Source organism: Serratia sp. 201 (assembly GCF_037027545.1).
Taxonomy (GTDB): Bacteria; Pseudomonadota; Gammaproteobacteria; order Enterobacterales; family Enterobacteriaceae; genus Serratia; species Serratia bockelmannii.
Window position 1 is genome coordinate 1,253,817 of sequence record NZ_JAXCHC010000001.1, and the last position, 17,964, is coordinate 1,271,780.

The following is a 17,964-nucleotide window of genomic DNA, read 5'->3' on the forward strand; positions in this document are numbered from 1 at the left end:
TTTTCTCTATTAACAGGGTTTATTACCACGCATGAAGCCTTCTATTGTTGCCAAACTGGAAGCGTTACAAGAGCGCCATGAAGAAGTGCAGGCGCTGCTCGGCGATGCCGGCGTCATCGCCGAGCAAGACCGGTTCCGCGCGCTGTCGCGAGAATACGCGCAGCTGACCGACGTCAGCCGCTGCTTCCTGGAATGGCGTCAGGTGCAGGAGGATCTGGAGACGGCGGAAATGATGCTGGACGATCCGGAAATGCGCGAGATGGCGCAGGAAGAGCTGAAACAGGCGCGGGCGACCAGCGAAGCGCTGGAGCAGCAGCTGCAGGTGTTGCTGCTGCCGAAAGATCCGGACGATGAGCGCAGCTGCTTCCTCGAAGTGCGCGCCGGCACCGGCGGCGATGAGGCGGCGATCTTTGCCGGCGATCTGTTCCGCATGTACAGCCGCTATGCGGAAAGCCGCCGCTGGCGTGTCGAGGTGATGAGCGCCAACGAAGGCGAACACGGCGGTTTCAAAGAAGTGATTGCCAAAGTTTCCGGCGACGGCGTGTACGGTCAGCTGAAGTTTGAATCCGGCGGGCACCGCGTGCAGCGCGTGCCGGAAACCGAATCCCAGGGGCGCATCCACACCTCCGCCTGTACCGTGGCGGTGATGCCGGAAGTGCCGGAAGCCGAGCTGCCGGACATCAACCCGGGCGATCTGAAAATCGACACCTTCCGCTCCTCCGGCGCCGGCGGCCAGCACGTTAACACCACCGACTCGGCGATCCGCATCACCCACCTGCCGACCGGCATCGTGGTGGAGTGCCAGGACGAACGTTCGCAGCACAAAAACAAAGCCAAGGCGATGTCGGTGCTGGGCGCGCGCATTCGCGCCGCCGAGATGGCCAAGCGCCAGCAGGCCGAGGCGTCCACTCGCCGCAACCTGCTGGGCAGCGGCGATCGTTCCGACCGCAACCGCACCTACAACTTCCCGCAGGGGCGGGTAACCGACCACCGCATCAACCTGACGCTCTACCGTCTGGACGAAGTGATGGAAGGCAAACTGGACATGCTGATCCAGCCGATCGTGCAGGAGTATCAGGCCGATCAGCTGGCTGCGCTGTCCGCCGAGCAAGAGTGATGGATTATCAATACTGGCTGAAAGCCGCCGCCGCGCGTTTGACCCACAGCGACAGCGCCCGGCGCGACGCGGAAATCCTGTTGGGTTTCGTGACCGGCAAGGCCAGAACCTTCCTGATGGCGTTCGGGGAAACCCTGCTGACGCCGCCGCAGCAACAGCAGCTGGAGACGCTGCTGGCGCGCCGCGAACGCGGTGAGCCGGTGGCCTATCTGGTGGGCGAGCGCGAGTTTTGGTCGCTGCCGCTGTCGGTCTCGCCGGCGACGCTGATCCCACGCCCTGATACCGAATGCCTGGTGGAACTGGCGCTGACGCGCCTGCCGCCGCAACCCTGCCATTTCCTCGATCTTGGCACCGGCACCGGCGCCATCGCGCTGGCGCTGGCCAGTGAGCGCCCGGATTGTTCGGCTATCGGCATCGATGTGCAGCCGGAGGCGGTTGCGCTGGCGCAGCACAATGCGCACAAGCTGAAGATCGACAACGTCCGATTTCTACAGGGCAGCTGGTTTGCGCCGGTGGCGGGGCAACGCTTCGCGCTGATCGCCAGCAATCCGCCCTATATCGACGCCGCCGATCCGCATTTGTCGCAGGGCGACGTGCGCTTTGAACCCGGTAGCGCGCTGGTTGCCGCCGAGCACGGGCTGGCGGATCTGGCCGCCATCGTGCGCCAGGCGCCGCATTATTTGCAGCCGCAGGGCTGGCTGCTGTTGGAACATGGTTGGCAGCAGGGCGAGAGCGTGCGCGCGCTGCTGCAGGCCGCCGGATTTTCCGCTGTCGCCACCCACCGTGATTACGGCGACAACGACCGCGTGACGCTCGGCCAATGGCCGGGATAAGCGCCCCTCATAATAACGACGCCCGGGCCATTTAAGGGAGCATCATGACTGCATACACCGCGTTGAAACATTTCCATTTGCTGACGGTCGCCATCAGTATTACCTTGTTTGTGCTGCGTTTCTTTTGGCAGTGGCGCCGCTCGCCGATCATGGGGCGCCGCTGGGTCAAGGTAGCGCCGCACCTGAACGACACGCTGCTGTTCGTCAGCGGCATCGCGCTGGTGGTGACGTTCGGGTTTTATCCGCTGCTGGGTATGGACTCATGGCTGACCGAGAAGCTGTTTGGCGTTATTATCTATATCCTGCTTGGCTACGTCGCATTGGGCAAGAAGACCAAAAGTCAGCGGCTGCGAACCGTGGCGTTCGTGCTGGCGTTGGGCTGTCTGTATCTGATAATTAAACTTGCCACGACGAAAATACCGTTTCTGATGGGATACCTATGAGTAGCATTGCTGATTTTGAATTTAACACCTCGCCGCTGAGCGAAGGGGTGATCCTGGTGTCGCAGTCGGTGCGGCGCGATTTTCCCGCTGCCGACGTGGAGCGCAAGCTGCAACAGCTGGTGGATGAAGCGCGTGCGGCGGTGCCGGTCGATATCACTCAGGAGCAGCAACTGGATGCGCTCATCGAACTGTTCTACAAAACCTGGGGATTCGGCGGCGCCAGCGGCGTTTACCGCCTGTCGGACGCCATCTGGCTGGACAAGGTGCTGGAAGGGCGGCAGGGCACGCCGGTCTCGCTAGGCACCATTTTCCTGCACATCGCCAACGCGCTGGATCTGCCGCTGTTGCCGGTGATTTTCCCCACTCAGCTGATCCTGCGCGCCGATTGGCTGGACGAAGAGCTGTGGCTGATCAACCCGCTGAACGGCGAAACCCTGAGCGAGCACCAGCTGGAAGTGTGGATCAAGGGCAACTTGGGGCTGGGTGCCGAACTGGAAGACGACGACCTCGACGAGTCGGAGAACATCATGGTGGTGCGCAAGATGTTGGATACGCTGAAGGCCGCCCTGATGGAAGAAAAGCAGCTGGAAATGGCGCTGCGCACCAGCGAAACGGTGCTGTGCTTCGATCCGGAAGATCCGTACGAGATCCGCGACCGCGGGCTGATTTATGCCCAGCTGGAGTGCAACCACATCGCGATTTCCGATCTCAACTATTTTGTCGAGCAGTGTCCTGAAGACCCGGTCAGCGAAGTGATCAAAGTACAGATCCACTCGATTGAGCCGAAACAGGTGACGCTGCATTAATTCAATGACTCCGTGCAGTTTGCAAGGCGACGGTTACAACCTTAACAAAGGCGAAAGCATGAAACAGAAAGTGGTTAGCATTGGCGACATCGACGTAGCAAACGACCTGCCGTTTGTGCTGTTTGGCGGTATGAACGTGCTGGAATCGCGCGATCTGGCGATGAGCATCTGCGAGCACTACGTCACCGTGACGCAAAAACTGGGCATTCCTTACGTATTCAAAGCCTCTTTCGACAAAGCCAACCGTTCTTCCATCCACTCGTACCGCGGTCCGGGCCTGGAAGAAGGGATGAAGATCTTCGAAGAGCTGAAGAAAACCTTCGGCGTGAAAATCATCACCGACGTGCATGAAGTGGCGCAGGCGCAGCCGGTTTCTGAAGTGGTTGACGTGATCCAACTGCCGGCCTTCCTGGCGCGTCAGACCGATCTGGTGGAAGCGATGGCGAAAACCGGCGCGGTGATCAACGTCAAGAAGCCACAGTTCGTCAGCCCGGGGCAGATGGGCAACATCGTCGACAAATTCAAAGAAGGCGGCAACGACCAGGTGATCCTGTGCGATCGCGGCAGCAACTTTGGTTATGACAACCTGGTGGTCGACATGCTGGGCATCAACGTGATGAAGAACGTGACCGGCGGCCATCCGGTGATCTTCGACGTGACCCACGCGCTGCAGACCCGCGATCCGTTCGGCGCCGCGTCCGGCGGCCGCCGCGCTCAGGTGGCCGAGTTGGCGCGCGCCGGCATGGCGGTTGGCCTGGCCGGCCTGTTCCTCGAAGCGCACCCGGATCCGAACAACGCCAAGTGCGACGGTCCTTCCGCGCTGCCGTTGGACAAGCTGGAGCCGTTCCTGGCGCAGATGAAAGCCATCGACGACCTGGTGAAGAGCTTCCCGGACCTGGATACCAGCAACTAAGCGTTCATCGCCAAAAAAAGCCCGACTTGTCGGGCTTTTTTACGTTTAGGCGCCGGTGGCCGCCAGCGCTTCCGGCAGCGTCGGATAGAACTGCAAGCGGCCCTCGATCGGCTGCACCCGCGCGCGCGCCAGGGTTTTCAGCGGCTGGAACGGCACGTCGGTGATCACCAGTTTCTTGTCCGCCGGCAGCACGTCGATAAAGCGACGCAGGGCGCTCAGACCGCCGGCGTCGAGCACCGGCACCGCATCCCATTGCAGCACGATCGTGCGATAACTTTCGCTGCGCGTCAGCAGTTCGGTAAAGATGCGCTCGGCGGCGGCGAAGAACAGCGGGCCATTCACTCGCAGCACCAGGCGGCCGTCATCGGCGCTCAGTTCGCTTAGCCGCGTCATGCGGGCGATGCGGCGCATAAACAGCAGCGACGCCAACACGATGCCCACGGTAATGGCGATCACCATGTCGAACAGCACCGTCAGCGACATGCACAGCAGCAGTACCAGAATGTCGTCCTTCGGCGCCCGGCGCAGCAGGTAAACCACCTTGTGGGCCTCGCTCATGTTCCAGGCGACCATCAACAGCAGCGCCGCCATCGCCGCCAGCGGCAGATAAGAGAGCCACGGCGCCAGCACCAGCAGCGCCAACAGCACCAGCAGCGCGTGGATGATGGCGGACACTGGCGAGGTGGCGCCGGCGCGCACGTTGGCCGCTGAACGGGCAATTGCGGCGGTCGCGGTGATGCCGCCGAAGAACGGCGCGATGATGTTGCCCGCGCCTTGGCCGATCAGTTCGCTGTTCGAGTTATGCTTCTTACCGGTCATGCCGTCGAGCACCACGGCGCACAGCAGCGACTCGATCGCGCCGAGCATTGCCATCGAAAATGCCGCCGGCAACAGGGCGGAAACGGTTTGCCAGCTCAGGGTGAACGGCTGCCCGCCGCCGCCCGGCAGATCCCAGGGCAGCAGCAGCTGCGGCAGGATCGGCGGAATGCCCTGGCCGCTGCTGCCATCGGCCAGCAGGTAGCTGAAGCGGGAACCGATGGTCGCCACCGGGTGGTCAAACAGCGTCAGCAGCCCCATCAGCGCGGTGCCCGCCAGCAGCGCCGGCAGGTGGCCGGGCACCCGCAGGCCGAGCTTGGGCCAGAAGATCAGGATCAGCAGCGTCACGGCGCCGATCAGGGTATCGCCGAGATCCAGCGTTGGCAGCGCCTGCAGCAGGGCGTACAGCTTGCCAACGTAATTTTCCGGCGTGTGCGCCAGCTGCAGGCCGAAAAAGTCCTTGATCTGCATGGTGGCGATGGTGATGGCAATGCCGGAGGTAAAGCCCAGCGTCACCGGCAGCGGAATGTATTCGATCAGCCGGCCAAAGCGCGCCAGCCCCATCAGCAGCAGAAATACCCCGGAGATCAGCGTGGCGACCAGCAGGCCGGCCAGGCCAAACTGCTGCGAGACCGGATAGAGGATCACCACGAAGGCGGCGGTGGGGCCGGAGACGCTGTAGCGCGAACCGCCGCTGACGGCGATGACGATGCCGGCGATGGCGGCGGTATACAGGCCGTACTGCGGCGGCACGCCGCTGGCGATCGCCAGCGCCATCGCCAGCGGAATGGCGATAATACCGACCGTCACCCCGGCGATAGCGTCTTTCAGCAACCGCGCCAGGCTATAAGGTTCCCGCCAGCAGGCATCTATCAGCGCGCTGAAGGGGCGAATTTTGTTTATTTCATGCGTTTTCATCTACGGTGCGTACCAAATCTTCAAAAGTGAAAGGAATGGCGGGCCCGATGAGGTCCGTCTTGTCACGTGACAGATACCATACGCCTTTTGTTCAGCGGATTACCAGACCTGTGTCAATTTGGCACAGGAAATCAGAGAGTCGTCGTTTTATCCGGCGCTAAATGCCGTTAACAGGTAAGTCAGCCGCAGATTCTGCGGCTGAAAAGAAAGGAATAATCAAGGTTTTGACGGTTAGTGCAGAGCGGGTAGGGATAAGCCAAGAAAGTGGGCTAAAGTGCTTACCAACAGCTGGTGATCTTCCTTCTGCGGCGCGCCGGAAATGCTGATGCTGCCGACGCAGCCGAGGCCGGTCAGGGTGAGCGGGAAGGCGCCACCGTGCACCGAATAGTCGCGCACGCTCAGCCCGTAACGCTCCTCTAGCGACGTTTGCCGCTGCTGCAGACGCAGGCCGATGGCGTAAGAACTTTTGTGAAAATGGTTCACCAGATTGCGCTTGCGCCGCACCCAGTCGGCGATGTCCGGCGTGGCGCCCGGCATGGCGTAATAAAACAGCGTCTGCCCGGCCAGTTGGATTTCGATGGCGATGCTCAGGCCGCGTCGCTCGGCGGCGGTTTTCAGCGCCGCGCCCAGCTCCCAGGCGGTGGTGGCGTCAAAATGGGTAAAGGCCAGCGTCGCTTCCTGTTCGCTGAGCGCCTGCAGTTCATCGTCGATATTCATGCGTTTCTCCCCCGATATACAAAGGACAGAGTAGCCTGAAGCGAGCATCGTGAGATAGACGGCTTGGCGATAAGATAGAACTGCTACTCTATTAATAGACTGTGTAAAATGGCCGCCGCCGAAGCGGAGACGACAGGGATGCGTTATTCAACGTCTTTACATTACCCCTGGCGATCCCGAGGAGCGCGCTGACTATTTATGACTTACATTGCGTCCATTTCCACCCTTTACAGCGACGCTTGCATCACCTATGCCACGCTGTCGGTAAGCTATTTCGTTCTCAGCAAGAATGCCCCGTTTTCCTACCGTTCCGCACTGTGGAAGCGCGTCGTGTTCGGCCTGCTGGCCGGGGTGGCGGTGCTGTATTTGAGTCAGGATCGGCTGGTGTTGACCGATAAGGTACATTACAGCTTTGCGATGATCCCGATGATACTGGTGACGTTCTTCGGCGGCGGCGTCAGCGGACTGGTGAGTTTTCTGTTCGCCATGGCGCTGACCGGCGGTTTCACCGTCGATAACCTGTTCATCGCCTCGATCATCGCGCCGCTGCTGCTGTCGCAGGTGTGGCTGAAAAAATCCCACCGGACGTTTTACCTGACGATCGGCATTATCGCGCTGTATCGCATCGCGGTGGTGTGGCTGCTGGTGGACATGAGCGGGCTGTGGCCGGATGTGTTGCTGTACCAGGCGGTCTCCGCGCTCTGTCTGGCGATTTGCTATCATGCGCTGAATTTCAAAGAGCGCCACATCTACGCCTATTTTGCGATGCGTGCGCGTGCCACGACCGACAGTGTGACCCACATCAACAACCGCGCCAGCGTCGATTATCAGCTGATGCTGCAGCGTGCCGAGCGCCGCCCGTGCGGGTTGATGATCCTCGATTTGGATAACTTTAAAAGCATCAACGATACCTACGGTCATCCGGCCGGTGACGTGCTGCTGGCCAGCGTCGGCCGGCTGCTGCAAAACAGCGTGCGTAACGAGGACTTCGTCGGGCGCTACGGTGGCGAGGAGTTTATGGTGATCACCGCCAGCTACGATCCGCAGGTCATCGGCGGGGTGGCGGAGCGCATTCGCAGCGCGGTGGAAAGTTCGACGTTCTTGCTGAATGCACACGACGAAGCGCACATCACGATGTCCATCGGCGTGTCGCTGTATCTGCCCGGCATGACGTTGGACAAGGCAATCGCCATGACCGACGAAGCGTTGTACGAGGCGAAGCGCAGCGGCAAAAACCGGGTGGTGACCAGCCGCGTGATGCAGCTGGCGCCGCTGGGCGCCGGTTTTCCGCGCGGATAAGCCGCCCCCGTTGTAGCGACGGGGGCGTTGCCTTAGGCCGCCAGCGTGTGTTCGCGGAAGGCGTTCAGCAGCTCTTCGGTGAACGTCAGGCGTTTCTGGCGATCGGCCAGATCGAGCGTGAACTTCAGCTTGCTCGGGCCGTCCAGGCGGTAAACCTGCGGATTGCCCTGCAACAGGCCGATCAGATAACCTGGGTCAACGCGGTTGTTGTCGCCGAACTCGATAAAGCCGCCGCGCTCGTTGCTCTCGATGCGTTTGATCCCCAGCCTCTGCGCATGCAGGCGCAGCGCCGCGCATTGCAACAGGTTGCGCGCCGCATCCGGCAGCTGGCCGAAGCGGTCGATCAGTTCGACCTTCAACTCGTCAAGCTCACCGTCGTTCTTCGCGCTGGCGATACGCTTATACAGTGACAGACGGGTATTGACGTCGGGAATGAAGTCTTCCGGCAGCAGCGTCGGCATGCGCAGTTCTACCTCGGTCTGGCTGCTGGTGAGATCTTCCAACGACGGTTCGCGGCCGTTTTTCAACGCGTCGACGGCGCTTTCCAGCAGTTCCATATAGAGCGAGAAACCGACGGTGGTCATTTGGCCGCTCTGGTCTTCACCCAGCAGTTCACCGGCGCCGCGGATCTCCAGATCGTGGGTTGCCAGCGCGAACCCGGCGCCGAGATCTTCCAGCGACGCGATGGCCTCGAGCCGTTTATGGGCGTCGGTGCCCATGGCTTTCGGGTTTGGCGTCAGCAGATAGGCGTAAGCCTGGTGGTGCGAACGCCCGACGCGGCCGCGCAATTGATGCAGCTGCGCCAGGCCGAAGCGATCGGCCCGCTCGATGATGATGGTGTTGGCGCTGGGGATATCGATGCCGGTTTCGATGATGGTGGTGCACACCAGCACGTTGAAGCGCTGGTGGTGGAAATCGTTCATCACCCGCTCCAGATCGCGTTCACGCATCTGGCCGTGGCCGATGGCGATGCGCGCTTCAGGCACCAGCTCAGCCAGGCGCTGCGCCGCTTTCTCGATATTTTCCACGTCGTTGTAAAGGTAGTAAACCTGGCCGCCGCGCAGCACTTCGCGCAGGATCGCCTCGCGCACCACCAGGCTGTCGTATTCGCGCACGAAGGTCTTCACCGCCAAGCGGCGCGCCGGCGGAGTGGCGATGATCGACAGATCGCGCATGCCGCTCATCGCCATGTTCAGCGTCCGCGGGATTGGCGTGGCGGTCAGCGTCAGGATATCGACATCGGCGCGCATCGCCTTGATGCGCTCCTTGTGGCGCACGCCAAAACGGTGCTCTTCATCGACGATCAGCAGCCCCAAATCCTTCCAGCGCAGATCGCTCTGCAGCAGTTTGTGGGTGCCGATGATGATGTCCACTTTGCCTTCGGCCGCGTCGTCCAGCACCTGTTGCTGCTCTTTGGCGCTGCGGAAGCGCGACATCATCTCGATGCGGATCGGCCAGGTGGCGAAGCGATCGCGGAAGTTGTCGAAGTGCTGCTGCGCCAGCAGCGTCGTCGGCACCAGCACCGCCACCTGCTTGCCGTTTTCCACCGCCAGGAAGGCGGCGCGCATCGCCACTTCGGTTTTGCCGAAGCCGACGTCGCCGCACACCAGGCGGTCCATCGCCAGCGGCTGGCACATGTCGCTCAGCACCGCGTTGATCGCCTGTTCCTGATCCGGCGTGGTTTCGAACGGGAAGCTCTGGCAGAACAGCTGGTACTGCTCGCGGTTGTGTTTGAAGGCGAAACCGGCCTTGGCGGCGCGCTGGGCGTAAATATCCAGCAGCTCGGCCGCCACGTCGCGCACCCGCTCGGCGGCTTTCTGCCGCGCGCGCGTCCAGGCGTCGCCGCCCAGTTTGTGCAGCGGGGCGTTTTCGTCCGCGCCGCCGGCGTAGCGGCTGATCAGATGCAGCGATGACACCGGCACGTACAGCTTGTCCTCACCGGCGTAGGAGAGGATCAGGTACTCGGCCTTGATGCCGCCGGCCTCCAGCGTGGTCAGGCCGACATAGCGGCCGACGCCGTGCTCCAGGTGCACCACCGGCTGGCCGGGATGCAGCTCCGCCAGGTTGCGGATCAGGGTATCGGTGTTGATGGTGCGCCGGTTGTCCTGCCGGCGGCGGCTGACGCGCTCGCCGAGCAGATCGCTTTCGCAGATCAGCGCCCGCCGGCGCAGGCCGTCGAGGAAGCCGTGTTCGGCGGCGCCGACCATCATGTAACGGCCCGCGGTTTCCGCCTGATCGAGTCGTTGGATCAAGGCAGGCGCCAGCTTGATGCGGCCGAGCAGATCCTGCAGCGTTTCACGCCGCCCCTCGCTCTCGACGGAGAAGATCACGCTGCCGTCGAAGCCTTCGATAAAGCGCCGCAGATTATCCAGCGGGGATTTATGCTGCGCCTGCACCGCCAGATCGGGCAGGGCATGGTAATCCAGATTGGTATTGCCGGCTTTGGCCGGCAGCTCATCGGTTTTCAGCGCGATGCGCGGCCAGGCTTTCAGCTCGCCGAACAGCGCGTCAACGCGCAGCCACAGCGTATCCGGCGCCAGCAGCGGGCGCATCGGATCGACGCGGCGGCTTTCGTAACGCTGGTTGACGTCCTGCCAGAAGCGCTCGGCGGCGCCCTCCAGATCGCCGGTGTTGACGATCAGCGTGTTGGCCGGCAGGTAGCTGAACAGCGACGGCAGCGGTTGGCTGAAGAACAGCGGCTGCCAGTATTCGATGCCGGCCGGCCAGGCGCTTTTGCTGACCTGCTGATAGATATGCTCGGCGTCGCGGCGCACCTCAAACTGCTCGCGCCACTGGCTGCGGAACAGCTCGATGGCGTTCTTGTCGGTGGGGAACTCGTGGGCCGGCAACAGATTGATGGCCTCAACTTCGCTCAGCGTGCGCTGGGTATCGACGTCGAAGATGCGCAGACTGTCGATTTCGTCATCGAAAAAGTCGATGCGGTAAGGCTCATCGCTGCCCATTGGGTAAAGATCGAGCAGCGCGCCGCGGGTGGCGAATTCGCCGTGCTCCATCACCTGATCGACGCTGCGGTAGCCGGCCTGTTCCAACTGCGCGCGCAGCTTGTCGCGCGACAGGCGCTGGCCTTTCTTCATCACCAGCGCGTGGCCGTGCAGGAATTCGTGCGGGCAGACGCGCTGCATCAGGGTGTTGACCGGCAGAATGATCACACCACGCGCCATGGTCGGCAGGTGATACAGGCTCGACAAACGATCTGAGATGATTTCCTGGTGCGGCGAGAAGCTGTCGTACGGCAGGGTTTCCCAGTCGGACAGCGTAGTCACCATCTGGTCAGTGAACTGCTGGATCTCGTCGCGCAGCCGCAGGGCGTTTTGCATATCCGGCGCGATCAGCATCACCGGGCCAGGGTGGCGTTCTACGATCTCGGCGCATTCCACGGCACAGGCCGCGCCGGTCAGTTGCCCCAGTTGGCGCAGATCGCCCGCGCGATCGGGCAGAGAATAACGAGGGGATGAAGAACGGTTACGGCTATCGGAAGTGCTCATTCAGGTATCTTTAATCAATGTGTTGGATGGCGTCCCGGCACGGATAACCCAGCGCCTTTATGCTGTTTATAGTAGCCCAGCGGCCGGCAAACTGACACAGCAAAAAGCGCTGCTCATCAATTTTCTGCCGGTTATTTAACCGGTTAATGCCGTCTGTTTTTTGCGGCTGAGGATAAATAACGCGCGAAGCTGCCGCCGTCTCCCTCTTCGCCGCCACGCAATAAAAGGCCGTCGGGTGTTCCCTAAACGAGGGAGAGCCTTTATTATCCATGATCACTTTGCTTAAGCCACGGCTATCAAACGGATTTCATGTATCAACCTGTCGCGTTATTCATTGGCCTGCGCTACATGCGCGGGCGAGCCTCAGACCGCTTCGGGCGGTTTGTTTCCTGGCTTTCCACCATCGGCATTACGCTGGGGGTGATGGCGTTGGTCACCGTGCTGTCGGTGATGAACGGTTTCGAAAAGGATCTGGAGAACAACATCCTCGGCCTGATGCCGCAGGCGTTGGTCACCAGTCCACAGGGATCGGTCAACCCGCAGCAGCTGCCGGCCTCCGAGGTGCAGAAGCTGCAGGGCGTCACGCGCGTTGCGCCGCTGACCACCGGTGACGTGGTGCTGCAAAGCGCCCGCAGCGTGGCGGTTGGGGTGATGCTTGGCGTCAATCCCGACGAGGCCGATCCGCTAACCCCCTATCTGGTCAACGTCAAGCAGCAACAGCTGCAGCCGGGCCAATACAACATCATCATCGGCGAACAGCTGGCGGGGCAACTGGGCGTCAAGCGCGGCGATTCGCTGCGCGTGATGGTGCCGAGCGCCAGCCAGTTCACACCGATGGGCCGCATCCCCAGCCAGCGCCTGTTCACCCTCATCGGCACCTTCCATGCCAATAGCGAGGTGGACGGCTATCAGCTGTTGGTCAACCAACAGGATGCCTCGCGCCTGATGCGTTACCCGGCCGGCAACATCACCGGCTGGCGCCTGTTCCTGCAACAGCCGCTGACGGTCGATACCCTCAGCCAACAGGCGCTGCCGGCGGGCACCGTCTGGAAAGACTGGCGCGATCGCAAGGGCGAGCTGTTCCAGGCGGTGCGCATGGAGAAGAACATGATGGGGCTGCTGCTCAGCCTGATCGTGGCGGTGGCGGCGTTTAACATCATTACGTCGCTCGGCCTGCTGGTGATGGAGAAGCAGGGCGAGGTTGCCATTCTGCAGACCCAGGGGCTGACCCGCCGCCAGATCATGTCGGTATTCATGGTGCAGGGCGCCAGCGCCGGCATCATCGGTTCGCTGCTCGGCACGCTGCTCGGCGTGCTGCTGGCCACCAACCTGAATAACCTGATGCCGATCCTCGGCGCCTTGATCGACGGCGCTTCGCTGCCGGTGGCGGTCGATCCGCTGCAGGTGACGATCATCGCCGTGGTGGCGATGGCGGTTTCCCTGTTGTCCACGCTTTATCCTTCATGGCGCGCTGCCGCCGTACAACCCGCTGAGGCTTTACGTTATGAGTAACCATCTTTTGTTGCAGTGTGACAACCTGTGCAAGACCTATCAGGAAGGCAACCTGCACACCGACGTGCTGCGCAACGTCAGCTTTGCTATGCAGCAGGGCGAGATGATGGCGATCGTCGGCAGCTCGGGTTCCGGCAAGAGCACCCTGTTGCACCTGCTGGGCGGGTTGGACTCACCGACCTCCGGCGAGGTGATTTTCAAGGGCGAATCGCTGAACGCCATGTCTTCGGCGGCCAAGGCTGAGCTGCGCAACCGCCAGTTGGGCTTCATCTATCAGTTCCACCACCTGTTGCCGGACTTCACCGCGCTGGAAAACGCCGCCATGCCGCTGCTGATCGGCGGCGCCAAACCGGCGCAGGCGCAGGAGAAAGCGCGGGAGATGCTGGCGGCGGTCGGGCTGGAAAAGCGCAGCAAACACCGTCCGTCCGAGCTTTCCGGCGGCGAGCGTCAGCGCGTAGCGATCGCCCGCGCGCTGGTCAACAACCCGGCGCTGGTGCTGGCGGACGAACCGACCGGTAACCTGGATAAACGCACCGCGGACAGCATCTTCGATCTGCTGGGCGAGCTGAACGTGCGTCAGGGCACCGCGTTCCTGGTGGTGACGCACGATCTGCAGCTGGCCAAGCGTCTGAGCCGCCAGCTGGAAATGGCCGACGGCCACCTGCAGGCGCAGCTGACCCTGATGGGGGCCGAGTAATGGCGGGAGCCTCACTGTCCTTCCTGACGGCCCTGCGTTTCAGCCGCGGCCGTAAACGCGGCGGCATGGTGTCGCTGATCTCGGTTATCTCCACCATTGGCATTGCGTTGGGGGTGGCGGTGCTGATCGTCGGCCTGAGCGCGATGAACGGCTTTGAGCGCGAGCTGAAGAACCGCATTCTGGCGGTGGTGCCGCATGGCGAACTCGAACCGGTCAATCAGCCGTTCAGCGGCTGGCCGTCGATTCTGCAACGGGTGGAAAAGGTGCCGGGCATTGTGGCCGCCGCACCGTACATCAACTTTACCGGCCTGATGGAAAACGGCGCGCAGCTGCGCGCGGTGGAAGTCAAAGGCGTTGATCCGCAGCAGGAGAGCCGGCTGAGCGCGCTGCCGCAGTATGTGCAGGGCGACGCCTGGGCCAACTTCAAGCCCGGCGAGCAGCAGGTGATCCTCGGCAAGGGCGTGGCCGACGCGCTGGGCGTCAAGCAGGGCGCCTATGTCACGGTGATGATCCCCAACAGCGACCCGGAAATGAAGCTGCTGCAGCCGAAGCGCATTCGCCTGCATGTGACCGGCATTTTGCAGCTCAGCGGCCAACTCGATCACAGCCTGGCGCTGGTGCCGTTGGCCGATGCGCAGCAGTATCTCGACATGGGTGACAGCGTCACGGGCATCGCCCTCAAGATGAACGACGTGTTCGCCGCCAACAAACTGGTGCGCGACGCCGGCGAAGTGACCAATTCTTATATCTACATCAAAAGCTGGATCGGCAAGTACGGCTATATGTATCGCGACATCCAGATGATCCGCGCCATCATGTACCTGGCGATGGTGCTGGTGATCGGCGTAGCCTGCTTCAACATTGTCTCCACGCTGGTGATGGCGGTGAAAGACAAAAGCGCCGACATCGCAGTGCTGCGTACCCTGGGCGCCAAAGACGGTTTTATCCGCGCCATCTTCATCTGGTACGGGCTGCTGGCCGGGCTGCTGGGCAGCCTGAGCGGCGTGGTGATCGGGGTGATCGCCTCGCTGCAGCTGACCAACATCATCCGGGGCATCGAGAAACTGGTCGGCCATTCCTTCCTGTCGGGCGATATCTACTTCATCGACTTCCTGCCTTCCGAGCTGCACTGGCTGGATGTGCTGATCGTGCTGGCGACCGCCATCGTGCTGAGCCTGCTGGCCAGTTGGTATCCGGCGAGGCGCGCCAGCCGCATCGATCCGGCGCGGGTGCTGAGCGGACAATAAAACCCACGGGGAGGCAGCGATGCCGCCCCGTTTTTTTAGCCTGGGGATGGGTTATGTACTACGGTTTCGATATGGGCGGCACCAAGATTGAGCTGGGGGTGTTCGACGACAACCTGCGGCGCATTTGGCAAAAGCGGGTGCCGACGCCGCGCGACGATTATCGGCAACTGCTGGCCACGCTGTGCGATCTGACCCTGGAGGCGGATGCGTTTTGCGGCCGGCGCGGCAGCGTCGGCATCGGTATTCCGGGCCTGCCCAACGACGATGACGGCACGCTGTTTACCGCCAACGTGCCGGCGGCGATGGGGCGTCCGCTGCCGCGCGATCTGGCGGCGCTGATCGGGCGCGAGGTGCGGGTCGATAACGACGCCAACTGCTTTGCGCTGTCGGAAGCCTGGGACGACGAGTTCCGCCGCTACCCGACGGTGCTGGGCATCATCCTCGGCACCGGCGTAGGCGGCGGCCTGATCGTCGACGGCAAGACGGTGCCTGGGCGCAACTATATCGCCGGCGAGTTCGGCCATTTGCGCCTGCCGGTGGACGCGCTCGAGGTGCTGGGGCGTGATGTGCCTCGCGTTGCCTGCGGGTGCGGCCATCAGGGTTGCATCGAAAATTACATATCGGGCCGCGGTTTCGAATGGATGTACGCCCATTTCTATGGCCGGCGCTTGCCTGCCACCGAGATCATTGCGCATTATCAGGCGGGTGAGCCGCAGGCGGTGGCCCACGTCGACCGCTTTATGGACGTGCTGGCGATCTGCCTGGGCAACCTGCTGACGGTGCTGGATCCGCATTTGGTGGTGATCGGCGGCGGGTTGTCGAACTTCGACGCCATTTATCAGGCGTTGCCGCAGCGGCTGCCGGCTCACCTGCTGCGGGTGGCCCGGCTACCGCGCATCGAGAAAGCGCGCTATGGCGACGCCGGCGGCGTGCGCGGCGCAGCGTTTCTCAATTTGGCTCGCCCAACGTAATGGGCGTTGCGGCCAGGCGTGAATATATGCAGCCAACAACGCCGCAACGTCCAGTAAGAAGGGTAAACAGGGAAAAGTAAGGAGAGAGTTAATGCACACTCGCCATCGGCTGTGTCAGTTTCGCAAGAGTAAGCATGTGCTGCATCAGCGCTTTCGTTCACGTATTTTTCACCGTGACACCATGGCGGCGGCAGAGCTGAAAAAGCCGTTTGTGGTGGTGTTGACCGGGGCCGGCATTTCGGCCGAGTCGGGCATTCGCACCTTCCGCGCCGCGGATGGGCTGTGGGAAGAGCACCGGGTGGAGGACGTCGCCACGCCGGAAGGTTTCCAGCGCGATCCGGCGCTGGTGCAGGCGTTTTACAACGAACGCCGCCGTCAGCTGCAGACGGAGGAGATCGTTCCGAACGCCGCGCACCGCGCGCTGGCGGATCTGGAAGAGTGGCTGGGAGACAACTTCCTGCTGGTCACGCAAAACATCGATAACCTGCATGAGCGCGCCGGCAGCAAGCGGGTGTTGCATATGCACGGCGAATTGCTGAAGGTGCGCTGCACCCAGTCGGGGCAGGTGTTCGAATGGCCCGGCGATCTCAGCGTCGACGATCGTTGCCATTGCTGCCAGTTCCCGGCGCCGCTGCGGCCGCACGTGGTGTGGTTCGGCGAGATGCCGCTGGGCATGGACGACATCTACCAGGCGCTGAGCAAGGCCGATTTCTTCGTCGCCATCGGCACTTCCGGCCACGTCTATCCGGCGGCCGGGTTCGTGCATGAGGCGCGGCTGGGCGGCGCCTATGCGATGGAGCTGAACCTGGAGCCGAGTCAGGTGGAAAGCCAGTTCGACGAGAAACACTACGGTCTGGCCAGTGAAGTGGTGCCGCGTTTTGTGCACAAGTTTCTGGTGGGCAAGGTGGCGCGGGCCGACAGGCCCTGAGAAAGGCATCAGGGCGCACTGCGCGCCCTGATGGGATGGCGGGGCGTATTAGCGCCCGGCTTTCAACTTTTGGAAGTAGCTTTCGTACAGCGTGCTGGCGTCGCCGACGTCGTTTTGCCACTCGCCGTGCTCAATCACCGCCTTATCCGGATAGAGTGATAGGTCGTTGGCGATCTCCGGCGACAGCAGCTTCTTCGCCGCCAGGTTCGGCGTCGGGTAACCGATGGTCTCCGCCACCTGCACCGCGATTTCCGGCCGCAGCAGGAAGTCGATCAGCTTCAGCGCCCCTTCGACGTTGCGCGCGTTGGCCGGAATGGCCAGGCTGTCCATCCAGAAGATCCCGCCTTCCTTCGGCCAGACGATCTCCAGCGGCGTGCCGGCCTGGCGCGCCACAAAGGCCGAACCGTTCCACACCATGCCGACGTTGACTTCCCCTTCCATAAACGGGTTGCCCGGGTTGTCGGAGTTGAAGGCCAGCACGTTTGGCATCAATTTTTGCAGTTCGTGGTAGGCAGCTTCGATCTCCTTCGGATCGGTGGTGTTACCGGAATAGCCCAGCTTGAGCAGCGCCATTTGGAACACTTCGCGTGCGTCGTCAGTCAACAGCAGGCGGCCCTTGTACTGCGGTTGCCACAGATCGGCCCAGGCGGTAACGGTAGAGGGATCTTGCGCGTCGCTGTTAACGCCGATGGCAGTAGCGCCCCAGATGTAAGGAATGGAATAGTCGTTGTTGGGATCGAACGGCTTGTTCAGCAGGGTGGGATCGAGATCCTTGAAGTGGCTGAGCTTGCTCTTGTCGATTTTTTGCAGCATGCCTTCCTTGCTCATCTTGGCGATGAAGTAAGTGGAAGGCACCACCAGATCGTACGCGCCGTCTTTGTAGGTTTTCAGCTTGGCGTACATGCTTTCGTTGGATTCATAGGTGGAATAGATCACCTTGATGCCGGTTTCCTTGGTGAACTGCTCCAGCAGCCCCGGCGGGACGTATTCAGTCCAGTTATAGAAGTACAGTGTCTTGCCGTCAGAGGCGTTTGCAGAGCAGAAACTCAGCGCCATCATCCCGGCTGCGAGCAGATGTGACCACTTTTTCATGCAGCGTATCCTTCAGCAGTAGTGAGCCGAACCCGTATGGGCTGCCGTTTTCGGCCGCGCCATACCCCAGAAAGGGGCCATTATAGGGGCCGGGGCGGGGTGGGTAAAGGCGGTTATCCCGTTGGCAAATCAAGGGGTTCGGCGGCTTA

The 17,964-nt window shown here is 61.9% G+C and carries 16 protein-coding genes; 11 read left to right on the forward strand and 5 right to left on the reverse strand.

Annotated features, from left to right (window positions below; all coding sequences use genetic code 11):
• Positions 1-31: 31 nt before the first annotated feature.
• From prfA to kdsA, 5 genes are read left to right on the forward strand one after another with little or no spacing between them, the layout of a single operon-like run.
• Complete coding sequence (gene prfA / locus WA302_RS06470; RefSeq protein WP_016928099.1) at positions 32-1,117, forward strand: peptide chain release factor 1; 1,086 nt, start codon at positions 32-34, stop codon at positions 1,115-1,117.
• Positions 1,117-1,950 carry a peptide chain release factor N(5)-glutamine methyltransferase gene (gene prmC, locus WA302_RS06475; protein ID WP_043141530.1) on the forward strand — a complete coding sequence of 278 codons (834 nt, stop codon included), beginning with the start codon at positions 1,117-1,119 and terminating at the stop codon, positions 1,948-1,950. Before prfA ends, prmC begins: the two co-directional genes overlap by 1 nt.
• Positions 1,951-1,991: 41 nt before the next feature.
• Positions 1,992-2,393 carry a SirB2 family protein gene (locus tag WA302_RS06480; protein WP_170310367.1) on the forward strand — a complete coding sequence of 134 codons (402 nt, stop codon included), beginning with the start codon at positions 1,992-1,994 and terminating at the stop codon, positions 2,391-2,393.
• Positions 2,390-3,199: an invasion regulator SirB1 gene (gene sirB1, locus WA302_RS06485; protein WP_016928096.1), complete on the forward strand. Its 810-nt coding sequence runs from the start codon at positions 2,390-2,392 to the stop codon at positions 3,197-3,199. The genes WA302_RS06480 and sirB1 overlap by 4 nt, the downstream gene beginning before the upstream one ends.
• Before the next feature lie 58 nt (positions 3,200-3,257).
• Positions 3,258-4,112 (forward strand): 3-deoxy-8-phosphooctulonate synthase, encoded by an 855-nt coding sequence (kdsA, locus tag WA302_RS06490; protein WP_043141843.1) that lies wholly within the window; start codon positions 3,258-3,260, stop codon positions 4,110-4,112.
• Positions 4,113-4,157: 45 nt separating this feature from the next.
• Here the strand turns inward: kdsA and dauA are convergent, their stop codons facing one another.
• Positions 4,158-5,846, reverse strand: a complete 1,689-nt coding sequence (dauA, locus tag WA302_RS06495; protein WP_043141525.1) for a C4-dicarboxylic acid transporter DauA — start codon at positions 5,844-5,846, stop codon at positions 4,158-4,160.
• A 231-nt stretch (positions 5,847-6,077) separates the two neighbouring features.
• Complete coding sequence (locus WA302_RS06500; RefSeq protein WP_025302499.1) at positions 6,078-6,563, reverse strand: heme-degrading domain-containing protein; 486 nt, start codon at positions 6,561-6,563, stop codon at positions 6,078-6,080.
• Between the two features lie 198 nt (positions 6,564-6,761).
• Between WA302_RS06500 and WA302_RS06505 the strand changes: the two genes are divergently transcribed.
• Entirely contained in the window at positions 6,762-7,862 is a 1,101-nt protein-coding gene (locus WA302_RS06505; protein ID WP_043141520.1) for a GGDEF domain-containing protein, read from the forward strand.
• A 32-nt stretch (positions 7,863-7,894) separates the two neighbouring features.
• Here the strand turns inward: WA302_RS06505 and mfd are convergent, their stop codons facing one another.
• Complete coding sequence (gene mfd, locus WA302_RS06510) at positions 7,895-11,368, reverse strand: transcription-repair coupling factor (RefSeq protein WP_043141515.1); 3,474 nt, start codon at positions 11,366-11,368, stop codon at positions 7,895-7,897.
• Between the two features lie 10 nt (positions 11,369-11,378).
• Entirely contained in the window at positions 11,379-11,639 is a 261-nt protein-coding gene (locus WA302_RS06515; protein ID WP_016928090.1) for a hypothetical protein, read from the reverse strand.
• A 38-nt stretch (positions 11,640-11,677) separates the two neighbouring features.
• On the opposite strand from WA302_RS06515, the gene lolC reads away from it, so the two are divergent.
• The 5 genes from lolC to cobB all read left to right on the forward strand — a co-directional run bounded on the left by lolC (position 11,678) and on the right by cobB (position 16,723).
• Positions 11,678-12,880, forward strand: coding sequence for a lipoprotein-releasing ABC transporter permease subunit LolC (gene lolC, locus WA302_RS06520; RefSeq protein WP_004941116.1), 1,203 nt, complete (start codon positions 11,678-11,680; stop codon positions 12,878-12,880).
• Positions 12,873-13,577 (forward strand): lipoprotein-releasing ABC transporter ATP-binding protein LolD, encoded by a 705-nt coding sequence (lolD, locus tag WA302_RS06525; RefSeq protein WP_004941120.1) that lies wholly within the window; start codon positions 12,873-12,875, stop codon positions 13,575-13,577. Before lolC ends, lolD begins: the two co-directional genes overlap by 8 nt.
• The gene (gene lolE, locus WA302_RS06530) at positions 13,577-14,824 is read left to right on the forward strand and encodes a lipoprotein-releasing ABC transporter permease subunit LolE (protein ID WP_025302503.1); all 1,248 of its coding nucleotides are present in this window, start codon (positions 13,577-13,579) and stop codon (positions 14,822-14,824) included. The genes lolD and lolE overlap by 1 nt, the downstream gene beginning before the upstream one ends.
• Before the next feature lie 53 nt (positions 14,825-14,877).
• Positions 14,878-15,795, forward strand: coding sequence for an N-acetylglucosamine kinase (gene nagK / locus WA302_RS06535; RefSeq protein WP_043141509.1), 918 nt, complete (start codon positions 14,878-14,880; stop codon positions 15,793-15,795).
• Between the two features lie 91 nt (positions 15,796-15,886).
• Complete coding sequence (cobB, locus tag WA302_RS06540) at positions 15,887-16,723, forward strand: Sir2 family NAD+-dependent deacetylase (protein ID WP_016928086.1); 837 nt, start codon at positions 15,887-15,889, stop codon at positions 16,721-16,723.
• A gap of 48 nt (positions 16,724-16,771) precedes the next feature.
• Here cobB and potD read toward each other — a convergent pair whose 3' ends face one another.
• Positions 16,772-17,815, reverse strand: a complete 1,044-nt coding sequence (gene potD, locus WA302_RS06545; RefSeq protein WP_164062590.1) for a spermidine/putrescine ABC transporter substrate-binding protein PotD — start codon at positions 17,813-17,815, stop codon at positions 16,772-16,774.
• Between the last annotated feature and the right edge of the window lie 149 nt (positions 17,816-17,964).